General features: G+C 53.3%; 15 protein-coding genes. 1 reads left to right on the forward strand and 14 read right to left on the reverse strand.

Annotated features, from left to right (window positions below; translation table 11 throughout):
* Nucleotides 1-23 precede the first annotated feature (23 nt).
* From gstA to blr, 12 genes are all read right to left on the reverse strand, one after another.
* Nucleotides 24-629 carry a glutathione transferase GstA gene (gene gstA / locus ACS603_RS03630; protein WP_315688413.1) on the reverse strand — a complete coding sequence of 202 codons (606 nt, stop codon included), beginning with the start codon at nucleotides 627-629 and terminating at the stop codon, nucleotides 24-26.
* 108 nt (nucleotides 630-737) lie between these two features.
* Nucleotides 738-2,246, reverse strand: a complete 1,509-nt coding sequence (gene dtpA, locus ACS603_RS03635; RefSeq protein WP_474943775.1) for a dipeptide/tripeptide permease DtpA — start codon at nucleotides 2,244-2,246, stop codon at nucleotides 738-740.
* Nucleotides 2,247-2,859: 613 nt separating this feature from the next.
* A complete protein-coding gene (gene nth / locus ACS603_RS03640) occupies nucleotides 2,860-3,495 on the reverse strand; it encodes an endonuclease III (RefSeq protein ID WP_014069985.1) in 636 nt (211 codons plus the stop codon).
* Nucleotides 3,492-4,178 (reverse strand): electron transport complex subunit E, encoded by a 687-nt coding sequence (locus tag ACS603_RS03645; RefSeq protein WP_166716823.1) that lies wholly within the window; start codon nucleotides 4,176-4,178, stop codon nucleotides 3,492-3,494. The genes nth and ACS603_RS03645 overlap by 4 nt, the downstream gene beginning before the upstream one ends.
* A gap of 2 nt (nucleotides 4,179-4,180) precedes the next feature.
* Nucleotides 4,181-4,801, reverse strand: coding sequence for an electron transport complex subunit RsxG (rsxG, locus tag ACS603_RS03650; protein WP_474943776.1), 621 nt, complete (start codon nucleotides 4,799-4,801; stop codon nucleotides 4,181-4,183).
* A gap of 9 nt (nucleotides 4,802-4,810) precedes the next feature.
* Nucleotides 4,811-5,863 (reverse strand): electron transport complex subunit RsxD, encoded by a 1,053-nt coding sequence (gene rsxD, locus ACS603_RS03655; protein WP_474943777.1) that lies wholly within the window; start codon nucleotides 5,861-5,863, stop codon nucleotides 4,811-4,813.
* Nucleotides 5,864-7,888: an electron transport complex subunit RsxC gene (gene rsxC / locus ACS603_RS03660; protein ID WP_474943778.1), complete on the reverse strand. Its 2,025-nt coding sequence runs from the start codon at nucleotides 7,886-7,888 to the stop codon at nucleotides 5,864-5,866. It abuts the gene before it with no gap.
* Nucleotides 7,881-8,459, reverse strand: coding sequence for an electron transport complex subunit RsxB (rsxB, locus tag ACS603_RS03665; protein ID WP_446492900.1), 579 nt, complete (start codon nucleotides 8,457-8,459; stop codon nucleotides 7,881-7,883). The genes rsxC and rsxB overlap by 8 nt, the downstream gene beginning before the upstream one ends.
* On the reverse strand, nucleotides 8,459-9,040 hold the full coding sequence (gene rsxA / locus ACS603_RS03670; RefSeq protein WP_008500564.1) for an electron transport complex subunit RsxA: 582 nt from the start codon (nucleotides 9,038-9,040) through the stop codon (nucleotides 8,459-8,461). Before rsxA ends, rsxB begins: the two co-directional genes overlap by 1 nt.
* 76 nt (nucleotides 9,041-9,116) lie before the next feature.
* Nucleotides 9,117-9,557, reverse strand: a complete 441-nt coding sequence (locus tag ACS603_RS03675; protein WP_474943779.1) for a DUF2569 domain-containing protein — start codon at nucleotides 9,555-9,557, stop codon at nucleotides 9,117-9,119.
* Nucleotides 9,558-9,644: 87 nt separating this feature from the next.
* Entirely contained in the window at nucleotides 9,645-9,860 is a 216-nt protein-coding gene (gene ydgT, locus ACS603_RS03680) for a transcription modulator YdgT (RefSeq protein WP_006174966.1), read from the reverse strand.
* 234 nt (nucleotides 9,861-10,094) lie between these two features.
* A complete protein-coding gene (gene blr, locus ACS603_RS03685; protein WP_168162139.1) occupies nucleotides 10,095-10,220 on the reverse strand; it encodes a division septum protein Blr in 126 nt (41 codons plus the stop codon).
* 243 nt (nucleotides 10,221-10,463) lie between these two features.
* Between blr and ACS603_RS03690 the strand changes: the two genes are divergently transcribed.
* A complete protein-coding gene (locus tag ACS603_RS03690) occupies nucleotides 10,464-11,504 on the forward strand; it encodes an oxidoreductase (RefSeq protein ID WP_474943780.1) in 1,041 nt (346 codons plus the stop codon).
* A gap of 45 nt (nucleotides 11,505-11,549) precedes the next feature.
* Here ACS603_RS03690 and add read toward each other — a convergent pair whose 3' ends face one another.
* The gene (add, locus tag ACS603_RS03695) at nucleotides 11,550-12,551 is read right to left on the reverse strand and encodes an adenosine deaminase (RefSeq protein WP_474943782.1); all 1,002 of its coding nucleotides are present in this window, start codon (nucleotides 12,549-12,551) and stop codon (nucleotides 11,550-11,552) included.
* Nucleotides 12,552-12,647: 96 nt separating this feature from the next.
* Nucleotides 12,648-13,820, reverse strand: coding sequence for a MalY/PatB family protein (locus ACS603_RS03700; RefSeq protein WP_474943783.1), 1,173 nt, complete (start codon nucleotides 13,818-13,820; stop codon nucleotides 12,648-12,650).
* Nucleotides 13,821-13,858: the final 38 nt, after the last annotated feature.

Consider the following 13,858-nt stretch of genomic DNA (forward strand, 5'->3'; position numbering starts at 1 on the left):
ACCCGGCAACACAGGCCGCTCGGTTAGTTTAAACCTTCCGCTTTCAGTGCCGCAGCGACCGCAGGGCGCGCCGCCATCCGCTCCATATACGATGCAATATGATCTAACCCTTCCAGGTTCAGCTTAACCGCACGCGCCCAGCGCAGGACGGTAAACAGATAGGCATCTGCAATGGTGAAACGCGAGCCACAAATCCACTGATCGTCTTTGAGCGACTCATTAATATACTGAAGTTTTTTCTCCAGCAAGGCACGCACGGTAGGTTTGTACTCTTCCGGTGTGTCAGGGCGGAACAGCGGCGTAAAGCCTTTGTGCAGTTCGGTTGCGATATAGTTCATCCACTCCAGCGTCTTATAACGAGAGATACTGCCGGTCGGCGCCAGCAGCTGGCGATCCGGGACGTTATCCGCCAGGAACTGCATAATAGCAACGCCTTCCGTCAGCAGTGTACCGTCGTCCAGCAGCAGAGCCGGAACTTGTCCCTTCGGGTTAATAGCAAAGAAATCATCGCCGTTTTCCAGGCGTTTTTTCATCAGGTCAACGCCGTCCAGCGTGAAATCTTTGCCGCTCTCGCGCAGGGTAATATGGGAAGCAAGAGAGCAGGCGCCCGGTTTGTAGAACAGTTTCATCGGTAACTCCTTTTTGCTGAGGTTTCAGCTATGTTAGTGCGCGAACGAATAAAAAAAAAGCCGCTAACACAAAGTTAACGGCTTCTGTTCAGTCGTTCCCCGATGACATTATGCTGTTGCGGTTTCGGTCGCTTTAGCAGTTTTGTCGTCGTCCTGAGTCATACGATTCAGTTTAGGCGCAGTCAGCAGCATCAGCACAGCGATAACTGCGGTGGCAATACCAATCTGCATGAAGACCGTACCGTAGACGTTCAGAGAAACCAGCGGGTCGGTCACGTTCTCTGGAACTGCCATCAGGTTAGCAATCTTACCGGCGATAATCGCTGCACCGGCAGTGGTCAGGAACCAGCTACCCATGATGAAGCCCATCAGACGCTGTGGTACCAGCTGAGCAACCATCGCCAGACCCAGACCCGAGATCATCAGTTCGCCGATAGACTGGAGAGCATAGCTCAGGATCAGCCAGTTAACAGAGACGATACCGGCATCGGTCGCAAATTTGGTACCCAGTGGCAGCACCAGGAACGCGCCAGAGCACAGCACCATACCAATCGCGAACTTGTGCGGCATTGGCAGACGGTCACCCATCTTGTTATAGATAGCGGCCAGAATCGGGCTACCAATCATGATCCAGAATGGGTTCAGGGCCTGATACTGCTCCGGCTCGAACGCGATACCCAGAATGGAGTGCTCAACGTTACGGATAGCGAAGAAGTTCAGAGAAGTTGGCATCTGGCTGTACAGCACGAAGAAGATAATCGCTTCCAGCATCAGGATGAACGCAACAATCATCTTACGGCGAGCAGCGCCCTGCATGGCGAACGCTTCTTTCGCGAAGATGCAGACGATACCCAGTGCAACCACGCCCAGCACAGCACGTGCCACGCCCTGGTTGTGCAGCAGCCAGGTGGCGATTGCCGCGAGGATCACAACACCCACGATGGTCGCCAGCAGTTTGCCCATGTGCACAGGTTCGAAGTCCGGTTTTGAACCGTAGTCTTTAACCCACTTCTTGCAGAAGGCGAAGTTAACAACGGTGATCAGCATCCCGACAACAGACAGGGAGAACGCAACGCTCCAGCCGAATTTCGCGGCCAGCCATGGCGTTGCCAGCATCGAGAAGAACGAGCCGATGTTCACGGACATGTAGTACATGGTAAATGCACCGTCCAGACGCGGGTCGTCTTTGTTATAGCAAGTAGAGAGCAGGGAAGACGGGTTCGCTTTGAACAAACCGTTACCTACTGCAATGGTCGCCATACCCATGTAGACCACAGCCGCATCGTGACCGGACCATGCAACCAGTGCATAACCTACTGCCAGGACGATTGCGCCCAGCATGATGACACGTTTGGTACCCAGAACTTTATCACCCAGCCAGCCGCCGATAGCGACCAGACCGTACACCAGAGCACTGAATGAGGAGAACAGCGTGATGGAATCCGCTTCGGACATACCCAGTTGCTTAACCAGGTAAACCGCCATGATCCCTTGCAGGCCGTAGTAACCAAAACGCTCCCATAACTCGATAGAGAAGATGAGATAGAACGCTTTAGGTTGTTTGAAAGCGTTAAGACTTATGCTCTCATCTGTTGGTTTATTGTTTGCAGTAGACACATATACCTCTTTTTTTACATCCCATATTAACGGGGGTGTTCATAGCGTGATGGCCATAGTCCATCCGCCTTATAGTTATATTGGGAGGGGAAACGGCGGGTAATGTTCACTATCCTGACCTATCTGGCAATACGTTTGTAATAATCTGTTACATATAACTGAGGCGGCATAATACTCGGTTCATGCAAATGTTATTCAGCGTTAAATTTCATTGGCTGACAATTGTTGGTTTTTTTCACTACCACAAACCCCTGGGAGACCGTATTTGGCGATATGTTCTGCTATTTTGCCTTTCAGGTAGTGATATAGCCCATATTCTGAAAAATGACTGGTCTTATCTGCGGTAAAGGATCGGTTAAATATTGTCTGGCAAAGGGTTTACACAGCTTTTCACAACAAAAATCCAACATAGGGTTATCAGAGTGATCTCGATCACAGATGTATAGAAATTTTTTGTGATGAAAAAACAATTAACCTGTTTGAGTGTTAAATGACCGAACATTCGACAGGGTTAGGGAAAACAAAAGCGGACAATAAGTGGCCGAAAGGAAGGTTCACAGTTAGACCTTCCTTTCATAAGGATTTGATATGAGGATAGAAACAGAAAAGAGGCTCAGGGATACACTTTTTCTTTAAATTCGCAGAGGTCTTCAATGATGCAGGAGCCGCAGCGCGGTTTGCGCGCAATACAGGTATAACGCCCGTGCAGAATAAGCCAGTGGTGGCAATCAACTTTAAATTCGGCGGGAACCACTTTGAGCAGTTTCTCTTCAACCTGCTCGACATTTTTGCCGGGGGCGAAGTTGGTGCGGTTAGACACGCGGAAGATATGGGTATCGACAGCAATCGTTGGCCAGCCAAATGCCGTGTTAAGCACAACGTTTGCGGTTTTCCGGCCTACGCCGGGTAACGCCTCGAGCGCCGCGCGATCTTCTGGCACCTCGCCACCGTGTTGTTCAAGCAAAATTCGGCAGGTCTTAATGACGTTCTCGGCCTTGCTGTTGAACAAACCGATAGTCTTGATATAGGACTTAACACCTTCTACACCGAGCTCCAGCATCGCCTGCGGCGTGTTGGCGACCGGGTAGAGCAGGGCAGTGGCTTTATTGACGCTCACGTCCGTAGCCTGTGCTGAGAGCAGCACGGCAATCAGCAGCTCAAACGGCGAGTTAAAGTTCAGCTCTGTAGTCGGATGAGGGTTTTCATCCCGCAACCGCGTCAGGATCGCAATGCGTTTCTCTTTGTTCATGAGGCTTTCTCGGGTATCCCTTCCTGCACGCTGCGCTCAGCGGCGCGGCGTTTACGTTTCTCATCAATGAGATATTTTATCGCCAGCATCATGCCAAGGCCAATAAATGCGCCAGGCGGCAGCATGGCCAACAGGAACGGTGTATCCGTATGGAACACCTCGATGCGCAATGCTTTTGCCCAGCCACCCAGCAGGGCATCTGCGCCGTCAAACAGCGTGCCGTTCCCCAGAATTTCGCGGATGGAACCGAGGACAAACATGGCGCAGGTTGCGCCCATACCGATGGAAAAACCGTCCAGCGCAGACATCGCCGGGCTGTTTTTCACCGCGAAGGCTTCAGCGCGCCCAACCACAATACAGTTGGTTACGATAAGCGGAATGAAGATCCCGAGCGACTGGTACAGACCAAACGCGTAGGCGTTAATCAGCATCTGCACGATACTCACTACCGAGGCGATGATCATCACATAAATCGGGATACGGATTTCTGATGGTGTCCAGCGGCGAAGTGCAGAGATGGACAGGTTGGTCAGGGTCAGCACCAGCGTTGTCGCAAGGCCTAACCCAAGTGCGTTGGTTGCGGTCGATGTTACCGCCAGCAGCGGACACATTCCCAGTAGTTGCACCAGTGCGGAGTTGTTCTTCCACAGCCCCTGGACAATAACCTCTTTAACCTGGCTCATGATTACTCCTCACAGGCCGGAAGATTGTTGATCTGCGCGGGCAGCGTTTCGGCATACAGCCCGGCACGTTTTACGGCGTTGACTACCGCGCGCGGGGTGATGGTGGCGCCGGTGAACTGGTCGAATTCGCCGCCATCTTTCTTCACCGAAAAGGCGGTATCATCTTCACCATGGATCACTTTACCGGCGAAATGCAAAATCCAGTCGCTTAAGCGCAGCTCAATTTTGTCCCCAAGACCGGGGGTTTCGTGGTGCTGAGTCACACGCGTACCCAGCACTGTACCGGAAAAATCAGCGCCGACCAGCAGCTGTATTGCCCCTGAGTAACCGTCTGGCGCGGTGGCTTCCATCACGACACCGACGGCTTTATCCCCTTTACGGGCAATAAAAATCCGGTGCGGGCCTTTCCCTAACGGAGCAGCCTGAACGACAAAACAGCTTTTTTGCAGGTCATTGTCGTAGAAATCCGCCGGGATAACCTGGTCGAAGAGAGCCTTCTGTTGCTTCGTCGCCTGTTCTTCAATGGTCGTTTTGGTCAGCGCATTCACCAGCGCCGTCAGCCCCGTCAGTACCGCAGCGAAGATGGCCAGCGTGACGCCGTGTTTTTGCATCGTTTTCAGCATAGCAGGCTCCTAGCGGTGGCCGTACACGCGGGGACGCGTGTAGTAGTCGATAAGCGGAACGGTGATGTTGGCGAGCAGTACAGCAAACGCCACGCCATCAGGATAGCCGCCAAAGCTGCGGATAAGCCACACCAGCAACCCCGCCAGAGCGCCGAAGATCAAACGGCCACGGTTGGTGGTCGATGCGGTCACCGGGTCAGTTAAAATAAAGAATGCGCCCAGCATGGTTGCACCCGAGAGCAGGTGCATCTGCGGGCTGGCCAGGGATTCAGGAGAAAACACCCAGCCCAGGGTCGAGCAGACGGCGAGCGTCACCAGGAAACTGACCGGAATATGCCAGCGAATCGCCTTCTGCCACAGCAGGAACACGCCACCCAGCAGATATGCCAGATTCACCCACTGCCAGCCTGCACCGGCGAGTACGCCGTTGTAGATGGCCGATTTCATGATCTGCTCAACGCTATGCCCGGCATGAAGTGAGGTTTTAAACGTATCAAGTGGGGTCGCCTGGCTGATGCCATCCACACCCATGCGAAGCGCGTTCATATCTGCACCCATCGCTGTATGGCCCGTGAAAATAACGTGGAGCGCATCCATAAAGCCTGGTACTGTTGCAGCAATGTCATGTGGTGGCAACCAACTGGTCATCTGCACCGGGAAAGAGATAAGCAACACCACATAACCGATCATCGCCGGGTTAAACGGGTTATGCCCCAGACCGCCATAAAGCTGTTTTGCGATAATGACGGCAAAAACGGTGCCCAGCACCACCATCCACCACGGAGCGAAAGGCGGAATACTGATGGCCAGCAGCAGGCCAGTCAAAAGCGCGGAGTTGTCGCTGAGGGTGCGGGTAACATCCATCTTACGTAGCGTCAGCACCAGTGCTTCAGCTGCTAAAGCGGTAGCACAACCCAGGACTAACTGGAAAAGGGTTCCCCAGCCGAAAAACCAAAACTGCACGGCGATGCCCGGCAGGGCCGCCAGGCAGACCAGCATCATAATGCGCGATGTCTGGCGCTGGTTATGGGTGAAAGGGGAACTTGCGATTCTGAAAACCATTTAATCCTCGTTAACTGCTTGCTGCGCGGCTTTCTTTGCCTGAACGCGCGCAATCGCGGCAGCGACTGCGGCTTTGCGTGGATCGTCATTTGCAGCCAGAGGCTGCTCTTCCTGCTGTGCCGCTTTACGGGCTTTGGCCCGGGCGATGGCGGCTTCTACTGCCGCCTTACGCGGATCTACAGGGGCTTCAGGCTCTGCATGTTGTATGTGTTGTTCTGCTTTGCGTGCTTTGGCCCGGGCGATAGCGGCTTCAACAGCGGCTTTTCGCGGGTCAACGGGCGCTTCTGGCACCACCACAACGTCCTGCTGTTCTGCTTTGCGTGCTTTTGCCCGGGCAATGGCTGCTTCTACGGCCGCTTTGCGCGGGTCAACAGCTGTTTCCGGCTGTGCGTTTTGCGCTTTTTCCGCCTGACGAGCACGGGCCTCTGCCTTGCGTGCTTCACGCGCGGCAATCGCTTCACTGTTATCCGGTTTTGTTCCCGCCGGGATCACTACCGGCTGCGCAGCCGAGGCTTTTTTCTCACGAACGCGCGCCAGGGCGGCATTGATCGCATCCTGATCTTTCTCAGCGGGTTGCACGGCCGCTTGTTTATGGCGCTCCTGGCGAGCCGCTTTCTCACGCTCAAGACGTGCCTGACGTGCTTCAAAACGGGCTTTTGCTTCGGCGGCACGTTTCTCTTCCATCGAGATGGCGTAAATTTCGGCCTTCTCCTGGCGGAAATACTGCACCAGTGGGATATTGCTCGGGCACACCCAGGCACAGGCACCACATTCTATGCAGTCGGTAAGATTGTGTGCTGTGGCTTTATCGTGCTGCTGGCCTTTGCTGTACCAGTACAGTTGCTGGGGAAGAAGATCCGCCGGGCAGGCGTCAGCACAGGCGCTACAGCGAATACAGCCTTTTTCTTCCTGCTCTTCACCCATCTCTGTGGCAGAAGGGGCGAGCAGGCAGTTAGTAATTTTAACGACCGGGACATCCAGCCACGGCAGAGTAAAGCCCATCAGCGGGCCGCCCATAATCACCATCTGTTCACTGCCGCAACAAAAACCGGCCTGTTCCAGCAGGTGACGCACCGGTGTCCCTAAACGCGCCCAGACGTTCCCCGGGCGAGAAACCGATTCACCGGTCAGGGTGACAACACGTTCGGTCAGCGGCTCACCGTCAACAACCGCACGTTTCACCGCATAGGCGGTGCCCACGTTTTGCATCAGCACGCCAATATCGGACGAACGCCCGCCGTGCGGAACCTGTTTGCCGGTCAAAATTTGCGTCAGCTGCTTTGCGCCACCGGAAGGGTACTTGGTTGGGATAACGCGCAAACCAATGTCGTGGCTGCCTGCCAACACCGCACGCAGCATGGAAATCGCCTGCGGTTTGTTATCTTCAATGCCGATCAGCACTTCGCGTGGTTGCAGAATGTGTGCGAGGATACGAATGCCTTCCACGACCTGTGCCGCGCAATCCTGCATCAGACGGTCATCCGCGGTAATATAAGGTTCACATTCCGCAGCGTTGATAATTAAGGTCTGGATTTTGTCGCCGCCGCCACGCAGTTTGCTTCCCGTCGGGAAGCCTGCGCCGCCAAGACCGGCCACGCCAAACTGATGAATACGTTCGATGAGCGCATCGCGGCTATGGGCAGTGTAGTCGCTCCAGCCATCGCGATCGATCCAGCGGTCCTCGCCGTCAGCGTCAATAATGACGCTCAGCTCAGTGAGCGCAGAAGGATGCGCAACGGTGTGCGGCGCAATCGACACCACTTTACCGGACGTCGGCGCGTGAACAGGCAGCATACGTCCGCGACCAAAGGTCAGCGGCTGGCCGCGCAGCACGATATCGCCTTCTTTCACGCACAGCTCACCCTCAGCGCCAATATGCTGTTTTAGTGGCATAACGTAGCGGGTCGCCAGCGGAATTTGACGCAGCGGGGTGCCGTTAGACTGGGTTTTCATTTCTGGCGGATGAATGCCACCATCAAAGTCCCAAATCTTCTCTTTTCTGAAAGCAGAAAATAACTTAAGCATGTTGTTCCACAGGAATGATGCGAACCGGAATGGTCTGAAGATCCCACTTCCAGCTATCGGTAGTCGTTTCGACCGGACGTAACTCGATACATTGCGTCGGGCAAGGCGCGACGCAGAGGTTACAGCCGGTGCACAAATCCGCCACAACGGTGTGCATAGCGCGGGTTGCGCCGACAATGGCGTCGACAGGACACGCCTGAATACATTTGGTGCAGCCAATACAGTTTGCTTCGTCGATAACAGCCAATACGCGAGCGGGCTCCTGCACATCTGCATCGCCATCAGCAGGCTGCGGATCAACGTTAAGCAGCGCGGCGATTTTCAGCATTACCGCTTCGCCACCTGGCGCACAACGGTTGATTTTCTCACCCTGCACACCAACAGCCTCTGCATAAGGGCGGCAGCCAGGATAGCCGCACTGCCCACACTGACTTTGCGGCAGAAGCTCATCAATTTTTTCAACAACCGGATCGTCCTCAACCGCAAAGCGGCGGGAGGCATAACCCAGAATGACGCCAAACACTAACCCCAGCACGCTGATAGATGCGATGGCAATCCAGATAGCATTCATTACAACTTCACCAGACCACTAAAGCCCATAAAGGCCAGAGACATTAAACCTGCGGTAACCAGCGCAATGGCATTTCCGCGAAACGGCGCAGGGATATCCGCTGCCGCCAGGCGCTCACGAATAGAGGCAAACAGCACCATGACCAGAGAGAAACCGACCGCTGCGGAGAAACCGTACAGCGCCGATTGCATGAAATTATGCCCGAGGTTGATGTTCAGCAATGCTACGCCCAGTACGGCGCAGTTGGTGGTAATGAGCGGCAGAAAAATGCCCAGCAGGCGATAAAGCGCCGGGCTGGTCTTACGCACCACCATTTCGGTAAATTGCACCACCACCGCGATAACCAGGATAAAGGCCAGCGTACGCAGATAGGTTAAACCCAGCGGAATGAGTATCCAGGTATCAATCCACCAGGCGCAAATTGACGCCAGCGTCATAACGAAGGTTGTCGCCAGCCCCATGCCCATTGCTGTTTCCAGTTTTTTGGACACACCCATAAACGGGCATAGGCCAAGGAACTTCACCAGTACGAAGTTGTTAACCAGCACCGTTCCGACAAAGAGCAGTAAGTAATCGGTCATTATTCAGCCTGAAATAAAAAAGCCGCCTATTATCTGATAAACCAGAACAGGCGACAACAGGATAACTGTAAGGTTATTACGGGTTCACAAAGGTTTTTTTCACGCGCGACGAGCGTTTGAAATAAGGGACCAGCAGTGATGCCGCCAGCAGCGGAAAGAGCAGCTGACGAACGGCCAGTGCATCAGATACGGGCGAGAAAGCAAAGGCTTTCACCGCCAGCAGCACAGAGATAAGCAGCCAGATAATGTAGTGTTTAGGCACACTTTGACGGCGCTTAAAAAAGGCGATGGTTAGCCATAGCGTGTAATACCACATGGCTATCGCAAAGACGAAAGACGCAAACCACAGCGCAATCTTGCCTGCACTCTGGGACATCAGGGTCTGGATCGCATGAGGGGTAATCAGTGCGGTGGTATAGAGCAGAAGCGCCAGAGATGCGCTTAATAATGCAACCAGCAGCCATGCCAGCGGGGCGATTAACCAGCCTCCGATTTTTTCTCCAGGCGATGAGGTCATGTTCTCTCCCATAAGTCTGCGCGAAACGTTATATAGCCAATTTGCAGGGCGCAGAGTATATAACATTTCGCGCGGATGGCTACTTTCTTATAGTACGTAACGCCATACAGACTTAGGGACTTCGCCAACATTGAACAACCGGCCACCAGAGACGAGCTCTGCACGGCGGTGATCGGCTGCACGATACATATTGATGATTTCCTGATTATCCGACAGCGTGTAGTTCAGATGGTCAAACAGTTTTTCCAGGCTCTCAAGCGAATTGATCTTGCGAAATTTTAATAAATAGTCCTGAACTGTCATATTAATGAGTTTCCATATAAAAGTGAGTAATACCAGTGAAGGTAATTCGTTCGAATAATAAACGGATTAATAAAGACGTAAACAGCCCACTCAGGTAATGCGACTAAATTAGGAGTTTTCTTTGCTGAATGATTCAGGCATCAGACGATGCCTGGATGAGAAGGTTAACCCTCTTCAACACGGCTGGCAATATGTAACTGACATAATATGTCACTCTTTATTACCGCGTTGAGGTTATTTCGGTTGTGCGACTGTAACAGGCTCCGGCGGCTGGTAGTTATCGATATGGCTGGCAACACCCAGCAGCACAACCGAAACTCCAAGGACAATCCATCCCGCTAATTCAATGATTCGATTAATTATTGACGTCATGATTCGTGTTTGTAATTTATCCATAAATACAGATTGCAAATGTTACAGCGCAACATTCGCCACGGCAAGCGCTTTGGGAACGGTTTCCCTAAAGAAAATCAGCAGGTTAAATCTATGTAACAAAAATAACCAACACAGGATGCTATTTTAAGTCATATCGCACATTATTAATCTGTTCAGACTTCAGAATAGCCAGTGTGAAATAAGAACATCATCTGCGAGGGTAACTATATGAATGACAACATCCGTGTCGGGCTTATTGGTTATGGGTACGCGAGTAAAACATTTCACGCTCCTCTGATTGCCGGGACTCCAGGAATGGAACTGGCTGTGATTTCAAGCAGCGATGCGGCAAAAGTCCATGCCGACTGGTCGACGGTTCCTGTTGTTTCTGAGCCAAAGCATCTTTTTAACAATCCTGATATTGATTTGATTGTGATCCCAACCCCAAACGATACCCACTTTCCGTTGGCAAAGGCCGCGATGGAAGCGGGTAAACATGTGGTGGTGGATAAACCCTTTACTGTGACGTTGTCACAAGCGAGAGAGCTGGATGCGCAGGCAAAAAGTGCGGGCCGGTTGCTGTCGGTATTTCATAACCGCCGCTGGGACAGTGATTTTTTAACGGTAAAATCTCTGATAAGCGAAGGCGCGCTCGGCGAAATTGCGTATTTCGAGTCTCACTTTGACCGGTTTCGTCCTCAGGTGCGTGACCGCTGGCGCGAGCAGGCTGGGCCCGGCAGTGGTATCTGGTATGACTTAGGGCCGCATTTGCTCGATCAGGCAGTGTATCTGTTTGGTTTGCCGGTGAGCCTGACTGTCGATCTAGCCCAGCTAAGGCCCGGAGCGCAGACAACAGACTACTTTCACGCAGTGTTAAGTTATCCGCAGCGGCGCATTGTCCTGCACGCCACCATGCTGGCGGCAGCAGAATCTGCACGGTATATCATCCACGGCACGCGCGGCAGCTACGTGAAGTTTGGCCTTGATCCGCAAGAAGATCGTCTCAAAAATGGCGAGCGTTTGCCGCAGGAAGACTGGGGTTATGATATGCGCGATGGCGTGTTAACGCGTTTCGAAGGAGAGGAGCAGGTTCAGGAAACCTTACTGACGATGCCCGGTAACTACCCGGCTTATTATGCGGGGATCCGCGATGCGCTAAATGGGACGGGGGAAAATCCGGTTCCGGCAAGCCAGGCCATTCAGATTATGGAACTGATTGAGTTGGGGATGGAATCTGCCAAACATCGCGCAACGCTTTGTCTGGCATAAATGTTAAGGGCCGGGTGGTAAACATATCGCCACCCGGCAAATGGCTTAACCGCGGGCCACTTTATCTTTAAGCGCCTGTTTCTCCGCAGGCGTTAAGAAGGCAATTTCCAGCCCGTTAATCTGTGCCTGGCGGATCTGTTCGCGGCTCAGACCTGCCTGCGGTGCCGCAACGGTATACTCGTGAATAATATCGACACCCTGTACCGCCGGATCATCAGTGTTCAGCGATGCCAGCACGCGATGCTCCAGGAAGGTTTTCAGCGGATGCTGCGCAAGCGTTGGCACGGTGCTGGTCTGGATGTTGGACGTCAGGCAGGATTCGATCCCGATGCGCTGTTCTGCAAGGAAATCCATCAGGGCGCGATCTTCAACAGCTTTTACACCGTGACCAATACGCTCAGCCCCCAGCTCGCGGATAGCCTGCCAGATGCTTTCCGGGCCTGCGGCTTCGCCAGCATGGACGGTGATATGCCAGCCGGCATCACGTGCGCGGTTGAAGTGGGAGAGGAACAGGCTGCCAGGGAAGCCAAGTTCATCACCCGCCAGGTCAATGGCCGTTATCTGATCCCGGTGCGCGAGCAGCGCTTCCAGCTCCTGCAAGCAGGCCGCTTCACCGAACGTGCGGCTCATAATACCAATCAGGCGGGCCTGTACGTCGAAGGCCTTGCAGCCATCACGCACACCTGCAATCACCGCTTCAACCACGCCAGCCACTGGCAGGTTGTGGGTCATCGCCATGTAGCCTGGTGAAAAACGCAGTTCGACATAGTGCAGGCCGTTACGCGCGGCATCTTCAATATTCTCGAAAGCAACACGGCGGCAGGCATCGAGGGAGGCCAGCATCTTCACGCCCCAGTCGAGCTTGCTCAGGAAGCTGACCAGATCCGGTTCATTCGACGTGACCTGAACGTGTGGGATCAAGGTTTCAAGTGTTTGAGCAGGAAGAGTTAAATTGAACTGGCGGCCAAGATCGAGAATGGTTTGGGCACGAATGTTACCGTCAAGGTGACGATGAATATCAGTTAAAGGAAGGCTTGTATCAATCATGGTCGCACTCTTTTCTGGTTAAAGTGCGCCATATTATAAAAACAAAACGGGGTAAAAAGCTATTTGCGCAAGGTAATATTCCGTTGCGCAAGTCAATTAGAGGAGTGCGCTAATCCCGGCAATAAGCCGCTGAACCCCTTGCTCAAGCTTGCTGCGCGGGCAGCCCGCGTTAATGCGGACAAAACCGTTACCCTCTTCACCGTAGGTATATCCCGGCATAATGGCGACTTTTTGCTGCTCAATCAGGACTTTTTGTAGCGCTTTGTCATCAATGTCCAGAGGGCTTAAGTCTATCCAGGCAAGATACGTCGCCTGAGGGGGCTGCCAGTTCAGATTCGGAAAAGCGCTGTTCAATTCACGCGCAACGTAGTGCAGATTCTCTTCCAGATAACGGCGTAACGCATCCAGCCAGGGGGCACCTTGCTCATAAGCTGCAATGTGCGCCGTCAGCGCCAGCACGGAAGGGGAAGAGAGCCCATCGCGGCCTTTCAGCGCGCTCAGGTAGGCATTGCGGCTTTCATCATCGCCAATCAAACCGTATGCTCCGGTAAGTGCCGGAATGTTAAAGCTCTTGGAGCCCGAGGTCAGCAGGGCCCATTTTCCGCGCGCAACTTCATTCCACGGGGTATGGTGGTGCTCACCCCACACCATATCCATATGGATTTCATCGCTGATGACCGCTACGTTATATCGCGCGCAAAGTTCCGCCATCCGGTGCAGCTCTTCCCGTGTCCATACTTTACCCGTTGGGTTCTGCGGGCTGCACAGCAGCAGGATTTTGTTTTCCGGCCTGGCGAGCGCGGCTTCCAGTGCCGCCATATTGCCCAGCCAGCCAGCAGCATTTTTTTCCATCGCCACGGGCACAACAGTGCGCTGATTGCCGTTGATGGCATTGTAAAAGGCGTCATAGGCTGGGGTATGTACCACAACGCCGTCACCTGCGTCTGACCAGATACGAATCAGCTCCGACACCATATAAATGACCGATGGGCCATAAACAATAGACGCTGTATCAATGCGGCTGTTAAAGCGATGCTGGAACCAGTGTGCCACGGCGGCAAGAAACTCATCGTTTTTCCAGCGGCTGTAGCCGAATACACCGTGGCTGATGCGTTGATGTAATGCATCGGTAATACAGGGGGCGGTGGCAAAATCCATATCCGAAATGGTAAACGGCAGCAGGTCGGCGGCGCCGAAACGGTCGGCAACATAATCCCACTGGGTGCACCAGGTGCCGTGTCTGTCTACAACGGTAGAAAAATCAAACATCACATTGGTCCTTAAAGTAAAACCCCCTCACGAAGAGG

This window comes from Enterobacter sp. Li2LvB3 (assembly GCF_056156645.1).

What these genes read in the sequence shown, in the direction of transcription:
- nth (WP_014069985.1), bottom strand. Translation starts at nt 3,495, where the DNA reads ATGAACAAAGAGAAACGCATTGCGATCCTGACGCGGTTGCGGGATGAA.
- ACS603_RS03690 (WP_474943780.1), top strand. Translation starts at nt 10,464, where the DNA reads ATGAATGACAACATCCGTGTCGGGCTTATTGGTTATGGGTACGCGAGT.
- rsxD (WP_474943777.1), bottom strand. Translation starts at nt 5,863, where the DNA reads ATGGTTTTCAGAATCGCAAGTTCCCCTTTCACCCATAACCAGCGCCAG.
- ACS603_RS03700 (WP_474943783.1), bottom strand. Translation starts at nt 13,820, where the DNA reads ATGTTTGATTTTTCTACCGTTGTAGACAGACACGGCACCTGGTGCACC.
- ACS603_RS03645 (WP_166716823.1), bottom strand. Translation starts at nt 4,178, where the DNA reads ATGAGCCAGGTTAAAGAGGTTATTGTCCAGGGGCTGTGGAAGAACAAC.
- rsxG (WP_474943776.1), bottom strand. Translation starts at nt 4,801, where the DNA reads ATGCTGAAAACGATGCAAAAACACGGCGTCACGCTGGCCATCTTCGCT.
- add (WP_474943782.1), bottom strand. Translation starts at nt 12,551, where the DNA reads ATGATTGATACAAGCCTTCCTTTAACTGATATTCATCGTCACCTTGAC.
- ydgT (WP_006174966.1), bottom strand. Translation starts at nt 9,860, where the DNA reads ATGACAGTTCAGGACTATTTATTAAAATTTCGCAAGATCAATTCGCTT.
- rsxA (WP_008500564.1), bottom strand. Translation starts at nt 9,040, where the DNA reads ATGACCGATTACTTACTGCTCTTTGTCGGAACGGTGCTGGTTAACAAC.
- gstA (WP_315688413.1), bottom strand. Translation starts at nt 629, where the DNA reads ATGAAACTGTTCTACAAACCGGGCGCCTGCTCTCTTGCTTCCCATATT.
- rsxB (WP_446492900.1), bottom strand. Translation starts at nt 8,459, where the DNA reads ATGAATGCTATCTGGATTGCCATCGCATCTATCAGCGTGCTGGGGTTA.
- rsxC (WP_474943778.1), bottom strand. Translation starts at nt 7,888, where the DNA reads ATGCTTAAGTTATTTTCTGCTTTCAGAAAAGAGAAGATTTGGGACTTT.
- ACS603_RS03675 (WP_474943779.1), bottom strand. Translation starts at nt 9,557, where the DNA reads ATGACCTCATCGCCTGGAGAAAAAATCGGAGGCTGGTTAATCGCCCCG.